This is a genomic window from Pseudomonas sp. NPDC087598 (genome assembly GCF_044743525.1).
Classification (GTDB): Bacteria; Pseudomonadota; Gammaproteobacteria; order Pseudomonadales; family Pseudomonadaceae; genus Aquipseudomonas.
Genome location: NZ_JBIUWQ010000007.1, coordinates 99,778 through 112,624, shown reverse-complemented (window position 1 = coordinate 112,624; position 12,847 = coordinate 99,778). Strand labels below are relative to the sequence as shown.

Annotated in this window: 13 protein-coding genes; 12 read left to right on the top strand and 1 reads right to left on the bottom strand. The window is 60.5% G+C overall.

The features are described from left to right. Positions 1-16 precede the first annotated feature (16 nt). On the bottom strand, positions 17-1,561 hold the full coding sequence (locus ACIOWE_RS06415) for a class I SAM-dependent methyltransferase (RefSeq protein WP_401388758.1): 1,545 nt from the start codon (positions 1,559-1,561) through the stop codon (positions 17-19). 257 nt (positions 1,562-1,818) lie between these two features. Between ACIOWE_RS06415 and ACIOWE_RS06410 the strand changes: the two genes are divergently transcribed. The 12 genes from ACIOWE_RS06410 (at position 1,819) to ACIOWE_RS06355 (ending at position 12,846) form a co-directional block, all read left to right on the top strand. Then, a complete protein-coding gene (locus ACIOWE_RS06410) occupies positions 1,819-2,775 on the top strand; it encodes an AraC family transcriptional regulator (protein ID WP_401388755.1) in 957 nt (318 codons plus the stop codon). A 141-nt stretch (positions 2,776-2,916) separates the two neighbouring features. Continuing rightward, the gene (gene benA, locus ACIOWE_RS06405; RefSeq protein ID WP_401388752.1) at positions 2,917-4,272 is read left to right on the top strand and encodes a benzoate 1,2-dioxygenase large subunit; all 1,356 of its coding nucleotides are present in this window, start codon (positions 2,917-2,919) and stop codon (positions 4,270-4,272) included. After that, positions 4,272-4,760, top strand: a complete 489-nt coding sequence (gene benB / locus ACIOWE_RS06400) for a benzoate 1,2-dioxygenase small subunit (protein ID WP_401388749.1) — start codon at positions 4,272-4,274, stop codon at positions 4,758-4,760. The genes benA and benB overlap by 1 nt, the downstream gene beginning before the upstream one ends. Before the next feature lie 20 nt (positions 4,761-4,780). Continuing rightward, a complete protein-coding gene (benC, locus tag ACIOWE_RS06395) occupies positions 4,781-5,788 on the top strand; it encodes a benzoate 1,2-dioxygenase electron transfer component BenC (protein ID WP_401388746.1) in 1,008 nt (335 codons plus the stop codon). Positions 5,789-5,966: 178 nt separating this feature from the next. After that, a complete protein-coding gene (locus ACIOWE_RS06390) occupies positions 5,967-6,728 on the top strand; it encodes a 1,6-dihydroxycyclohexa-2,4-diene-1-carboxylate dehydrogenase (protein WP_401388743.1) in 762 nt (253 codons plus the stop codon). Between the two features lie 22 nt (positions 6,729-6,750). Further along, on the top strand, positions 6,751-7,872 hold the full coding sequence (locus ACIOWE_RS06385; RefSeq protein WP_401388740.1) for a muconate cycloisomerase family protein: 1,122 nt from the start codon (positions 6,751-6,753) through the stop codon (positions 7,870-7,872). Between the two features lie 14 nt (positions 7,873-7,886). Continuing rightward, complete coding sequence (catC, locus tag ACIOWE_RS06380) at positions 7,887-8,177, top strand: muconolactone Delta-isomerase (protein ID WP_401388738.1); 291 nt, start codon at positions 7,887-7,889, stop codon at positions 8,175-8,177. Between the two features lie 117 nt (positions 8,178-8,294). Next, positions 8,295-9,212, top strand: a complete 918-nt coding sequence (gene catA / locus ACIOWE_RS06375) for a catechol 1,2-dioxygenase (RefSeq protein WP_401388735.1) — start codon at positions 8,295-8,297, stop codon at positions 9,210-9,212. A gap of 285 nt (positions 9,213-9,497) precedes the next feature. Next, complete coding sequence (locus ACIOWE_RS06370; RefSeq protein WP_401388732.1) at positions 9,498-10,544, top strand: isopenicillin N synthase family dioxygenase; 1,047 nt, start codon at positions 9,498-9,500, stop codon at positions 10,542-10,544. A gap of 27 nt (positions 10,545-10,571) precedes the next feature. Next, positions 10,572-11,381, top strand: a complete 810-nt coding sequence (locus tag ACIOWE_RS06365; RefSeq protein WP_401388729.1) for a MetQ/NlpA family ABC transporter substrate-binding protein — start codon at positions 10,572-10,574, stop codon at positions 11,379-11,381. Then, complete coding sequence (locus tag ACIOWE_RS06360) at positions 11,378-12,178, top strand: methionine ABC transporter ATP-binding protein (protein WP_401388726.1); 801 nt, start codon at positions 11,378-11,380, stop codon at positions 12,176-12,178. Before ACIOWE_RS06365 ends, ACIOWE_RS06360 begins: the two co-directional genes overlap by 4 nt. Continuing rightward, positions 12,175-12,846 carry a methionine ABC transporter permease gene (locus ACIOWE_RS06355; protein WP_401388724.1) on the top strand — a complete coding sequence of 224 codons (672 nt, stop codon included), beginning with the start codon at positions 12,175-12,177 and terminating at the stop codon, positions 12,844-12,846. The genes ACIOWE_RS06360 and ACIOWE_RS06355 overlap by 4 nt, the downstream gene beginning before the upstream one ends. Position 12,847 lies beyond the last annotated feature (1 nt).

The following is a 12,847-nucleotide window of genomic DNA, read 5'->3' as shown; positions in this document are numbered from 1 at the left end:
CCGTCTTGTCACCGGATCAAGCAATACCCAACGCCTTGAGAATCACCAGTGATTTCTCGGCAAACACGTGAGCCCGTGCAGTGAACTCAGCGATGTTTTCTTCGGCGGTCATCAGCGGTTTGCCATCCTTGACGAGGACTTCGCCTTGTTCGCCGAGGATCGCCCACGCCAGTTGCGCCCATTCAGTCGGGTGCTGTTGGCCTTGCTTGATCGATATCAGGAACAGTTGTTCGAAGCGGCTGACGGTGACGCCGCCGCCGGTAACCGGGCTGGCCAGCACCTGAATCTTGTCGCTCAACAACGAGCGCGAGCACAGCAACAAATTGAGCTCGTTGCAGCGTGCCCGTACCTGGTTTTCCGCCGCGACGCTCTGGCACGGTGCGACAGCACTCAGTCCGATCAGAACGTTGAGGGCCTGCAATACGTCGTCATAAGGCAGCGCAGATGCTGCGTTGGCCAACTGGCGCAAGGTTTTCGGCGCGTAGTCGTTGGCGGCCAGCGCTTGCAGTACCGGGCCGTAGATTTCGCTCTGCAGCGAGGCTTCGCCCGCAGGGCCGCGGACATGCAGAGGGACGCTTTCGGCTGCTTGCAGCAAGATGAAACGAGTGTTGAACAGGCCTTGGCGCTGTTCCGCAGAGGACAGCCGGGTTGAGCCGCGCACATAGAGGTCGCGACGGAAGCTCTGGTTGACGAAATAGTCACGCGCCTGCTCACGCATGATCGGGTGCTCGATCCCTTCCAGGAAGTCCATGCCATCGGCCCTGAGGTTGAGCGGGTCGACCGAGTCCAGCGGCACAGCGGTGGTGACGTAGTCGAGTTTGGCCGGGGCCATGGCATCGACGACGTCGGTGAAATACATGCAGTCCCAGCTGCGATTGAAGTATTCATGGGCGATGTACTGACGATTCTGCCCCTTGATGCTCTGCAGTTTGGCGTCGAGGTTCGGCACGCTGCTGGCGTAGTTGGGGTTGGCGGCCAGCAACGCTTCGGAAAATTGCAGCGCGGCATCGATGCGTTGATCCGGGCCGGCAGATGCCGACTTGGCGAAGCGATCGTGCAGGCTGAACAGATTGCGCAGCGGCGCCGCAGGCGACCAGCCGGGGAAGCAGTTATAACTGACGTACAGCATCCCGCCGGGTTTGAGATGCCGACGGGCAAACTCGACGATGAGTTTCTGGTTGTCGCGACTGACCCAGGTCCAGATGCCATGCAGGCTGATGCTGTCGAATTGGGGCAAATCATCGCGGGCCAGCAGTTGCTCGAAGCTGTCGTCATACAGTCGCGCGTCGCTGTTCCATTCGCTGGCGAGGGTGCTGGCGTGGGCGGCCTGAGAGGGCGTGAAATCGGTGCCGACCCAGGAACCCGGGTTGGCTGCGGCATGGATATTGATCGAAACGCCTTGGCCAAAGCCCAACTCGCAGTGATAGGCCTGCGTGGATTCCAGAGTGGCAAAGCCGCGCAACAACAAGCAGTAGCGCTGGAAGACAGGATTGATTTCCCGGCTGTAGCTGTAGGTGTAGCCTTCGTCGGTGAAATAGCCTTCGTTCCAGGCGTCGCTCATGCTTTCGTATCCTTTTGTTTCGAGGCTGAAAAGTTGCTCTTATAAGGGGTAGGGAGGAGGCGCCACAAGGACAAAATGCCGCTGAGTATGTCTTTTCGTTTCCCGGTTTCTGCCCAAGACGCCTGAAAACCTTGAAAGTGTTCGATCACCGCCCGCCAAACCTTGGTCCAATTGCCCGTTTCAGCACTCGAGCGTACTGTGGCCTGAGTTACCGCACACCGTGACTCACCATAACGACAAGATCGAGTACCCGCCCCATGGACAGCCATCTGCTGAGTGATCGCAGCAGCGTGTTTCGCCTCGCTGACCCTTATGCCGTCTCCGACTACGTCAACCAGCACGTCGGCCAGCATTTCATCGGCCTGTCGCCATCCACCCATCCGCAAGCCAGCCTCAATCATCGCAAACTGGCCGACCTCGATCTGGCGCGCATCAGTTATGGCGGCAGCGTGCGGGTAACGTCATTGGCGCTGGAAACCGTTTACCACCTGCAAGTCTTGCTGCAAGGCAATTGCCTGTGGCGTGGGCACAAGCGTGAGCAGCATCTGGTGCCGGGCGAGTTGCTGCTGATCAACCCGGACGATCCGGTGGACCTGACCTATTCGGACGATTGCGAGAAATTCATCCTCAAGGTCCCGGTCAGCGTGCTGGAGTCGGTGTGCGACGAGCAGCGTTGGTTGCGCCCGTCGAGTGGCATTCGCTTTCTGCGCAACCACTATCGCCTCGATGAACTGGAAGGCTTTACCAACCTGCTCGCGATGATCTGCCAGGAAGCCGAGGCCAGTGATCCGTTGCTGCGGGTGCAGGAACATTACGCGCAGATCATCGGCAGCAAACTGATCTCGCTGATGAGCACCAACGTCAGCCGCGAATGCCTGAGCCCGCCGAACGTCAGCTTCGAGCGGATCCTCGATTACATCGAACGCCACCTGAAAACTGATCTGCCGGCCGAACATCTGGCCGCGCAAGCGAACATGAGCCCTCGCTCGCTGTATTCACTGTTCGAGCGCCAACTCTGCGTCACCCCGATGCAATACATCCGCCAGCGCAAACTCGAACGCATCCACGCTTGCCTGAGCGATCCGCGCTGCCCGGTGCGCAACCTCACCGAACTGGCACTGGACTACGGCTTCCTGCACCTGGGCCGTTTCTCCGCCAGCTATCACCAGCAATTCGGCGAACTGCCGTCGCAGACCTTCAAACGCCGCCACTGAATCCCCGCCTCGAAACAATCCGAATCACCTGCCGCACCGTCCTGCACAAAACGGATAGCGATCTGCAGGATTCGGATATTGCCCGCCGCAACGTCTCCCTAATCTGACCTGGCCTGAACAATAACAATGGAGGCCCCGGCCATGTCCCTGGGAATCGACTACCTCAATGCCATGCTTGAAGAAGACAAGGAGAAGGGCGCCTATCGCTGCAAGCGGGAGATGTTCACCGATCCGCGTCTGTTCGAACTGGAGATGGCGCACATCTTCGAAGGCAACTGGATTTACCTCGCCCACGAAAGCCAGATCCCCGACAACAACGATTTTCTGACCACCACCATGGGGCGCCAGCCGATCTTCATTGCGCGCAACAAGGACGGTGTACTCAACGCCTTTCTCAACGCCTGCAGTCATCGCGGCGCCATGCTCTGCCGACACAAGTCCGGCAACCGCTCCAGCTATACCTGCCCGTTCCACGGCTGGACGTTCAACAACAGCGGCAAACTGCTCAAGGTCAAGGACCCGAGCGAGGCCGGTTATCCCGAAGGCTTCAACTGCGAAGGCTCGCACGACCTGACCAGGGTCGCGCGCTTCGAGTCGTATCGCGGTTTTCTGTTTGGCAGCCTGAATGCCGAGGTGAAATCCCTCGCCGAGCATCTGGGCGAGTCGGCGAAAATCATCGACATGATCGTCGACCAGTCGCCGCAAGGCCTGGAAGTGCTGCGCGGCTCCAGTTCCTACATCTACGAAGGCAACTGGAAACTCACCGCCGAAAACGGCGCCGACGGCTACCACGTCAGCTCCGTGCACTGGAACTACGCCGCCACCCAGAGCCAGCGCCAGCAACGCGAAGCGGGTGAAGCGATCAAGACCATGAGCGCCGGCAGTTGGGCGAAGAAGGGCGGCGGTTTCTACTCCTTCGATCACGGCCATCTGCTGCTCTGGACCCGTTGGGCCAACCCCGAGGATCGCCCGGCTTACGAGCGCCGCGACGAACTCGCCCGCGACTTCGGTCAGGCCCGCGCCGACTGGATGATCGAGAACTCGCGCAACCTGTGCCTGTATCCCAACGTGTATCTGATGGATCAGTTCAGCTCGCAGATCCGCATCGCCCGGCCGATCTCGGTCAACAAGACTGAAATCACCATCTACTGCATCGCCCCGAAAGGCGAAAGCGCCGAGGCACGGGCCAAACGTATCCGTCAGTACGAAGACTTCTTCAACGTCAGCGGCATGGCCACCCCGGATGACCTCGAAGAATTCCGCTCGTGCCAGACCGGTTACGGTGCCGGCCGTGGCTGGAATGACATGTCCCGTGGTGCCACACACTGGGTCGAAGGCGCGGATGCGGCCGCCGAGGAGATCGACCTGAAACCGTTGCTCTCCGGCATGCGCACCGAGGACGAAGGCCTGTTTGTGCTGCAACACAAGTACTGGCAGGAAACCCTGCTCAAGGCTGCAGCGGCCGAACCCGATCTGATCCCCGTGGAGGCCGTGTGATGAGCAACCTCTACGCCACCGTGCGCGATTTTCTCTACCGCGAAGCGCGTTATCTGGACGACGGCCAGTGGGATCAATGGCTGGAACTGTACGCCGCCGACGCGACCTTCTGGATGCCGGCCTGGGACGACAACGACACCCTCACCGATGACCCGCAAAGTGAAATCTCGCTGATCTGGTACGGCAACCGTGGCGGCCTCGAAGACCGGATATTCCGGATCAAGACCGAGCGCTCCAGCGCGACGCTCCCGGACACCCGCACCTCGCACAACCTCAGCAACATCGAGATCGTCGAGCAGGGCGAGGGTCAGTGCCAGGTGCGTTTCAACTGGCACACCTTGAGCTTTCGTTATCAGGTCACCGACAGCTACTTCGGCAGCAGTTTCTACAGCCTCGATCTGCGCGGCGAACAGCCGCTGATCACGGCCAAGAAAGTCGTGCTGAAAAACGATTACGTCCGTCAAGTCATCGACATCTACCACATCTAGTCGGCACGGCGAGGTCCACCATGAGTTTCCAGATCGCACTGAATTTTGAAGACGGCGTGACCCGTTTCATTGAAGCCACTGGCGATGAAAGCGTCGCTGATGCGGCGTATCGCCAAGGTATCAACATCCCCCTGGACTGCCGCGACGGTGCTTGCGGTACCTGCAAGTGTTTCGCCGAAGCCGGGCGCTATGCCATGGGCGACAACTTCATTGAAGACGCGCTGAGCGACGATGAATTGGCCCAGGGTTACGTCCTCACCTGCCAGATGCGCGCCGAAAGCGATTGCGTGGTGCGCGTGCCGGCGGGGTCGCAGGTGTGCAAGACCGAACAGGCGAATTTCGAGGCCTCGATCAGCGCCGTCCGGCAGTTGTCCGAAAGCACCATCGCGCTGTCGATCAAGGGTGAGGCGCTGAGCAAACTCGCGTTTCTGCCGGGGCAATACGTCAACCTGCAAGTGCCGGGCAGCGAGCAGCGTCGTGCGTATTCCTTCAGCTCGTTGCAGAAGGACGGCGAGGTCAGTTTCCTGATCCGCAACGTGCCTGGCGGCTTGATGAGCAGTTTCCTCACCGGGCTGGCCAAGGCCGGCGATAGCATGAATCTGGCGGGACCTCTGGGCAGCTTTTACCTACGCGAAATCAAGCGGCCGTTACTGCTACTCGCGGGCGGCACCGGGCTGGCGCCATTCACCGCGATGCTGGAGAAAATCGCCGAGCAGGGCAGTGCGCACCCGGTGCATCTGATCTACGGCGTGACCAACGATTTCGATCTGGTGGAGCTTGATCGCCTCGAAGTCTTCGCCGCGCGCATCCCCAACTTCAGCTTCGGCGCCTGTGTGGCTAATCCGCAGAGTGCGCACCCGCTCAAGGGGTACGTGACCCAGCACATCGAACCGCGCCACCTCAACGAAGGCGACGTTGACGTCTACCTGTGCGGCCCGCCGCCCATGGTTGAGGCCGTCAGCCAATACATCCGCGAGCAGGGCATCACCCCGACGAATTTCTACTACGAGAAATTCGCCGCTGCGTGACATCCATTAACCGGGCCAGCACTGACCTGTGGCGAGGGAGCTTGCTCCCGCTGGGGCGCGCAGCGGCCCTTGCTTTTGACCCAGAAAAAGACGGGCCTGCTGCGCAGTCCAGCGGGAGCAAGCTCCCTCGCCACAATGGGCTGCGCGTACTTACGGAAGTGTTTTAGTCGAGGTTGTCATGAACAACAGATTCTCCAACAAAGTCGCACTCGTCACCGGCGCTGCGCAAGGCATCGGCCGCCGTGCCTGTGAACGTCTGCTGGCCGAAGGCGCACAAGTGGTCGCGGTCGACCGTTCCGAACTGGTTCACGAACTGCAAGGCGAGGGCGTGCTGGCGTTGACCGCCGACCTTGAGCAATACGCCGATTGCGCACGGGTAATGGCTGAAGCGATCAACACCTTCGGCCGCCTCGACGTGCTGATCAACAACGTCGGCGGGACGATCTGGGCCAAGCCGTTCGAGCACTACGAAGTCGAGCAGATCGAGGCCGAAGTGCGGCGTTCGCTGTTCCCGACGTTGTGGTGCTGCCACGCGGCGCTGCCGTACATGCTCAAGCAGGGCCGCGGCGCCATCGTCAACGTCTCGTCGATTGCCACCCGCAGCATCAACCGCGTGCCGTACGGCGCAGCCAAGGGCGGCATCAATGCGCTGACCGCGTGCCTGGCCTTCGAAAACGCCGAGCGTGGCATTCGCGTCAACGCCACCGCTCCGGGAGGCACCGAGGCACCGGCCCGACGCATTCCGCGCAATGCCAGCGAGCAGTCGGCGCAAGAGCAGGCCTGGTATCAGGAAATCGTCGCGCAAACCCTCGATAGCAGCCTGATGAAACGCTACGCAACGCTCGACGAACAGGTCGGCGCGATCCTGTTTCTTGCCTCCGACGACGCCTCCTATATCACCGGCGTGACCTTGCCGGTCGGTGGCGGCGACCTCGGTTGAGCACTCTTCAAGGAATACTGAAATGAACCGAATCCTGATTGAAAGTCTGGCCACGATCATCGTCGACCTGCCGACCATTCGCCCGCACAAACTGGCCATGCACACGATGCAGAAGCAGACGCTGGTGATCCTGCGCCTGCGCTGCAGCGACGGTATCGAAGGCATCGGCGAAGCCACCACCATCGGCGGTCTTGCTTACGGTTACGAAAGCCCCGAGAGCATCAAGACCAACATTGATGCCCACCTCGCGCCAGCTCTGATCGGCATGGACGCCGACAACATCAACGCCGCCATGCAGCGGCTGGACAAAATCGCCAAGGGCAATACTTTCGCCAAGTCCGGCATCGAAAGCGCCTTGCTCGACGCGCTGGGCAAACGCCTTGGACTGCCGGTCAGCGAATTGCTTGGTGGCCGTGTGCGCGACAGCCTCGAAGTGGCGTGGACCCTGGCCAGCGGCGACACCGTCCGCGACATCGCCGAAGCCGAACAGATGCTCGATTTGCGCCGCCATCGGATCTTCAAATTGAAGATCGGCGCCAACCCGCTGGAGCAGGATCTCAAGCATGTCATCGCGATTAAAAAAGCCTTGGGTGAACGCGCCAGTGTGCGGGTCGACGTCAATCAGTATTGGGACGAATCCCAGGCGATTCGCGGCTGTCAGGTGTTGGGCGACAACGGCATCGACCTGATCGAACAGCCGATCTCGCGGGTCAACCTATCCGGGCAGGTTCGTCTGAACCGGCGCAGTCTGGCGCCGATCATGGCCGATGAGTCGATCGAAAGTGTCGAGGACGCCTTCAGCCTCGCTGCCGACGGCGCCGCCAGCGTTTTTGCCCTGAAGATCGCCAAGAACGGCGGCCCGCGTGCGGTGTTGCGTACTGCGCACATCGCCGAAGCCGCCGGCATCGCCCTGTATGGCGGAACCATGCTCGAAGGTTCGGTCGGCACGCTGGCCTCGGCGCATGCCTTCCTCACGCTCAACCAATTGACCTGGCACACCGAACTGTTTGGCCCGCTGCTGCTGACTGAAGACATCGTCACCGAAGCACCGAAGTACCACGATTTTCACCTGCACATCCCGAGAACGCCGGGCCTTGGCCTGACGCTGGATGAGCCACGTCTGGCGCATTTCCGCCGCCACTGAACCAGGAGAACAACATGCTCTTCCACGTAAAAATGACCGTGAAATTGCCCGTCGACATGGACTCGGCCGTCGCCACCCGGCTCAAGGCCGACGAGAAAGAACTGGCCCAGCGTCTGCAACGCGAAGGGCAATGGCGACATCTGTGGCGCATCGCCGGGCACTACGCCAATTACAGCGTGTTCGATGTGCCAAGCGTCGAAGCGCTGCACGACACGCTGATGCAGTTGCCGTTGTTTCCGTACATGGACATCGAGATCGACGGGCTCTGCCGCCATCCCTCGTCGATCCACAGCGATGACCGCTAATCCCAATCGACCCATCCACCCCTGAAACCCGTGGGAGCTGGCAAGCCAGCTCACACAGGGAATTTGGTTGTTCCGAGAGAACTGCGTTAACAAAACAACAAGACGAGGTAAACCATCATGACCGTGAAAATTGCCCACACCGCCGAACTGCAAGCCTTTTTCAAAGAGGCCGCCGGTTTTGCCAGCGACGCCGGCAGCTCGCGTTTGAAAAACATCGTCCTGCGGGTGTTGCAGGACACCGCCCGGATCATCGAAGACCTCGACATCAGCGAGGACGAGTTCTGGAAAACCGTCGATTACCTCAATCGCCTCGGTGGGCGTTCGGAGGCGGGATTACTGGTGGCCGGTCTCGGCATCGAGCATTTCCTCGACCTTTTGCAGGACGCCAAGGACGCGCAGATCGGCTTGACCGGCGGCACGCCACGCACCATCGAAGGCCCGCTGTACGTGGCCGGTGCGCCGATCTGCGAGGGCGAGTGCCGGATGGATGACGGCAGCGAGGAGGGCGTCGCCACGGTGATGTTTCTCGAAGGGCAGGTGTTCGATCTGCGCGGCCAGCCCTTGGCAGGCGCTACCGTCGATGTGTGGCATGCCAATGCCAAGGGCACTTACTCGTTTTTCGACCCGAGCCAGTCGGAGTACAACCTGCGTCGCCGGATCATCACCGATGCCGAAGGTCGTTACCGCGCCCGCAGTATCGTGCCGTCCGGTTATGGCTGCGATCCGCAAGGCCCGACCCAGGAATGCCTGAACCTGCTCGGCCGCCACGGCCAGCGCCCGGCCCACGTGCACTTTTTCATCAGCGCACCGGGGCACCGGCACCTGACTACGCAGATCAATCTGTCGGGCGACAAATATCTGTGGGATGACTTTGCCTATGCGACCCGCGAAGGTCTGGTCGGTGAAGTGCTGTTCCGTGAGGACGGCGCCGGCAAACGCCATGCCGAACTGAAGTTCGACTTCCAGCTCCAGCAGGCGCCCGATACTGCCGCCGAACAGCGCAGCCAGCGCCCCCGGGCACTGCAGAACACCTGACCCGCATTCACCTCCACCCTGTAGGGGCTGGCGGAGGCTGCGATCTTTTGATCTGGATTCTAAACAAACAAGATCAAAAGATCGCAGCCTTCGGCAACTCCTACGGGGATGTGCGCGTACAGACTAAGCTAATGCAAAAAAGGTATTTGTCCGGCGTTTTATATATCGATTAGTTTTGGTTCACCAACGAATCAAAGCATCAAACCGATAGACCCCCGATTGCCATGACGGCGCACGCTGAATCGATCAAAGGCTCTTCTGGTTTGGTTCACATGGGAGTGAATCATGCCGCATACCCTCGACATCACCGCATTGCCGACGCTCGACCTTTCGCAGTTCGAAGGCACGGCGCAACAGCGTTATGAATTTCTGGAAAACCTGCGTCACGCCGCTCGCGATGTCGGGTTTTTCTATCTGACCGGCCACGGCATCGACAGCGCTTTGCTCAAGCAAGTGCAAGACCACGCCCGGCAATTCTTCGCCTTGCCTGACAGTGAAAAAACCGCCGTCGGCATGATCAACTCGCCGCATTTCCGAGGTTACAACCGCGCCGCTTCCGAGATCACCCGAGGCAAACCCGACCTGCGCGAACAGTTCGATCTGGGCGCCGAACGTGAAGTCTTGCCGTTGCAACCCGACAGTCCGTTCTGGGCGCGTCTTCAAGGTCCGAATCAATGGCCAGCGGCGTTGCCTGAATTGAAACCGCTGCTGCTCGATTGGCAGCGAGCCATGACGCGGATGTCCCTGCGCCTGCTGCAAGCGTTCGCCCAGGCGCTGTCGCTGCGTTCAGATGCGTTCGATCAGCTGTACGGCGACAAACCCAACGAACACATCAAGTTGATGCGCTATCCGGGACAGCCGGTTGACGCGAGCAATCAAGGCGTGGGCGCGCACAAGGATTCTGGTTTTCTGAGCTTTCTGTTGCAGGACGAACAGGCCGGTCTGCAAGTCGAGATCGAAGAGGGCCGCTGGATCGACGCGCTGCCTCGCGAAAATACCTTGGTGGTGAACATCGGCGAATTGCTGGAACTGGCCACCAACGGCTATTTGCGCGCCACGGTGCACCGGGTGGTCTCGCCGCCGCCGGGCAGCGAACGCCTGTCCATCGCCTTCTTCCTCGGCGCGCAACTGGACGCCACGGTGCCACTGTATCCCTTGCCGACGGCGTTGTTGCGCGAGGCACGCGGGCCGGCCAGTGATCCGCTCAATCCCCTGTTTCGCGATGTCGGCTGGAACTACCTGAAAGGTCGATTGCGCTCGCATCCCGATGTCGCGCAGCGCTTTTATGCCGATGCGCTGCTGCCCGAGCCGCCGGTTCGCAAGACCGCCTGAATCATCATTCGCTCAAGGACACAAAACATGTTGAAAAAAGCAGGTTTGACCCTGGCCGTCCTCGGCGCACTGGTGACCTCGTTCGGTGCGCAAGCGCTGGAGCCCTTGCGTGTCGCCGCCGACCCGGTGCCCCACGCGCAGATTCTGGCGTACGTGCAAAAAATCGATCCGCAGTTAAATCTCAAGGTCATCGAAATCCCCAACGGCGTGAACTCCAACGAGCTGCTGGTGCATGGTGATGTCGACGCCAATTACTTTCAGCATCTGCCGTACCTGAAATCCCAGGAGCAGGCCCTCGGCGAGAAACTCGCGGTGGCGGCCACGGTGCATATCGAGCCTTTGGGCATCTATTCGCACCGGCACAAAAGCTTCGCTGACGTGCCGGTCAAAGGCACCGTCGCCGTGCCCAACAACGTCACCAACCTGAGCCGTGCGTTGTACCTGTTGCAGGACAACGGCCTGATCAAACTCAAGCCTGGATTCAACGACCCGGCAACCGATCAAGCGACGCCCAAGGACATCGCCGAAAACCCCAAACAGCTGAAGATCCTTGAAATCGAGTCGCCACAGATTCCGCGCTCGCTGGACGATGTCGATCTGGCGGTGATCAATGGCAACTACGCGCTCGACGCCGGTCTGGTGCCGGCCAAGGATGCGCTGGGTCTGGAGAAGGCTGAGCACAACCCTTACGCCAATATCCTGGTGACTACGCCAAAACTGCAGAATGATCCACGCATCGCGCAACTGGCCAAGGACCTGACTTCGCCGCAAGTGGCCCAGTACATCACTGATAACTTCGCCGGTTCGGTAATCCCGGTGGCGGGCGGCAAGCCATGATCGTCGTCGAGCAGTTGAGCAAGACGTACCCGTCGGCAGCGACACCTGCGCTGGATCAGGTGTCGCTGAGCATTCCCAACGGCGCGGTCTACGGCATTCTCGGGCGCAGCGGCGCGGGTAAATCGACGCTGCTGCGCTGCCTCAATCTGCTCGAACGGCCGGACAACGGGCGCATTCTGCTGGGCGGTGTTGATCTGACGACGCTGTCCGACCGTGACTTGCGCCGACAACGCCAGCGCATCGGCATGATTTTCCAGGGCTTCAACCTGCTGCATTCGCGCAATGTCTTCGACAACATCGCCGTGCCGCTGGAGATCGCCAAGGTCGCCAAGCCGCAGCGTCATGAACGAGTTCGCGAACTGCTCGATCTGGTCGGTTTGAGCGACAAGGCCGAGGCCTTTCCATCGCAATTGTCTGGCGGCCAAAAACAGCGCGTTGGCATCGCCCGGGCCTTGGCGGCGCGTCCGGCCTATCTGCTGTCGGACGAAGCCACCAGCGCCCTTGACCCGCAAACCACTGCGTCGATTCTTGAACTGCTGCGCGATATCAACCGGCAATTGGGCCTGACCATCGTGTTGATCACCCATGAACTGGACGTGGTCAAGTCGATCTGCGATCACGCGGCGTTCATGGCCAATGGTCGCTTGGTCGAGTCAGGCCCCGTGCCGCGACTGCTGGCCGATCCGCTCTCGAATCTGGGCAGTTCGCTGCGTCCTACCTGCGGACTGCCGCTGGGCCACGACGCGCCCGGGCTGAGCTTCCTTAAACAATACGGCGTACGGGCGGCCCACTCATGAACCGCTCGATCAATTGGCCTGAAATTCTCCAACTTGTGCTCAACGCCACTGGCGAAACTCTGTACATGGTCTTGCTCGCCGGGCTGTTCACGTTGCTGATCGGTCTGCCGCTGGGGGTGTTGCTGTTCATCAGTCGCCGCACCGGTTTATTGCCGATGCCGCGCGTCAATGCGGCGTTGAGTGGCCTGGTCAATCTCGGGCGCTCATTGCCGTTCGTGGTGATGCTGATTGCTCTGATCCCGCTGACCCGGCTGGTGGTCGGCACGACGCTGGGCAGCACCGCCGCCGTGGTGCCGATCACCATTGGCGCTTTTCCGTTTTTCGCCCGCATCGTCGAAAACGCCCTGGACGAAGTCGACAAGGGCCGCATCGAAGCGATCCTCGCCATGGGCGGCGACATGGGTCATGTGATTTTCAAAGTGCTGTTGCCCGAAGCGCTGCCGGCGTTGCTGGCGGGGATCACCCTGACGCTGGTGATGCTGATCGGTTTTTCCTCGATGGCCGGGGTGATTGGTGGCGGCGGGCTCGGCGATCTGGCGATCCGCTACGGCTATCAACGGTTCAACAATGAAGTGATGGTCGCCACCGTGGTGGTGCTGGTCATCCTCGTTCAGGGCGTACAAAGCCTGGGCGATCGGCTGGTGCGTGCGCTGGCACATCGACGTTAAG

Excerpts from the sequence above, each read along its gene's own strand:
- ACIOWE_RS06415 (WP_401388758.1), bottom strand. The coding sequence starts at position 1,561 with ATGAGCGACGCCTGGAACGAAGGCTATTTCACCGACGAAGGCTACACC.
- ACIOWE_RS06410 (WP_401388755.1), top strand. The coding sequence starts at position 1,819 with ATGGACAGCCATCTGCTGAGTGATCGCAGCAGCGTGTTTCGCCTCGCT.
- benA (WP_401388752.1), top strand. The coding sequence starts at position 2,917 with ATGTCCCTGGGAATCGACTACCTCAATGCCATGCTTGAAGAAGACAAG.
- benB (WP_401388749.1), top strand. The coding sequence starts at position 4,272 with ATGAGCAACCTCTACGCCACCGTGCGCGATTTTCTCTACCGCGAAGCG.
- benC (WP_401388746.1), top strand. The coding sequence starts at position 4,781 with ATGAGTTTCCAGATCGCACTGAATTTTGAAGACGGCGTGACCCGTTTC.
- ACIOWE_RS06390 (WP_401388743.1), top strand. The coding sequence starts at position 5,967 with ATGAACAACAGATTCTCCAACAAAGTCGCACTCGTCACCGGCGCTGCG.
- ACIOWE_RS06385 (WP_401388740.1), top strand. The coding sequence starts at position 6,751 with ATGAACCGAATCCTGATTGAAAGTCTGGCCACGATCATCGTCGACCTG.
- catC (WP_401388738.1), top strand. The coding sequence starts at position 7,887 with ATGCTCTTCCACGTAAAAATGACCGTGAAATTGCCCGTCGACATGGAC.
- catA (WP_401388735.1), top strand. The coding sequence starts at position 8,295 with ATGACCGTGAAAATTGCCCACACCGCCGAACTGCAAGCCTTTTTCAAA.
- ACIOWE_RS06370 (WP_401388732.1), top strand. The coding sequence starts at position 9,498 with ATGCCGCATACCCTCGACATCACCGCATTGCCGACGCTCGACCTTTCG.
- ACIOWE_RS06365 (WP_401388729.1), top strand. The coding sequence starts at position 10,572 with ATGTTGAAAAAAGCAGGTTTGACCCTGGCCGTCCTCGGCGCACTGGTG.
- ACIOWE_RS06360 (WP_401388726.1), top strand. The coding sequence starts at position 11,378 with ATGATCGTCGTCGAGCAGTTGAGCAAGACGTACCCGTCGGCAGCGACA.
- ACIOWE_RS06355 (WP_401388724.1), top strand. The coding sequence starts at position 12,175 with ATGAACCGCTCGATCAATTGGCCTGAAATTCTCCAACTTGTGCTCAAC.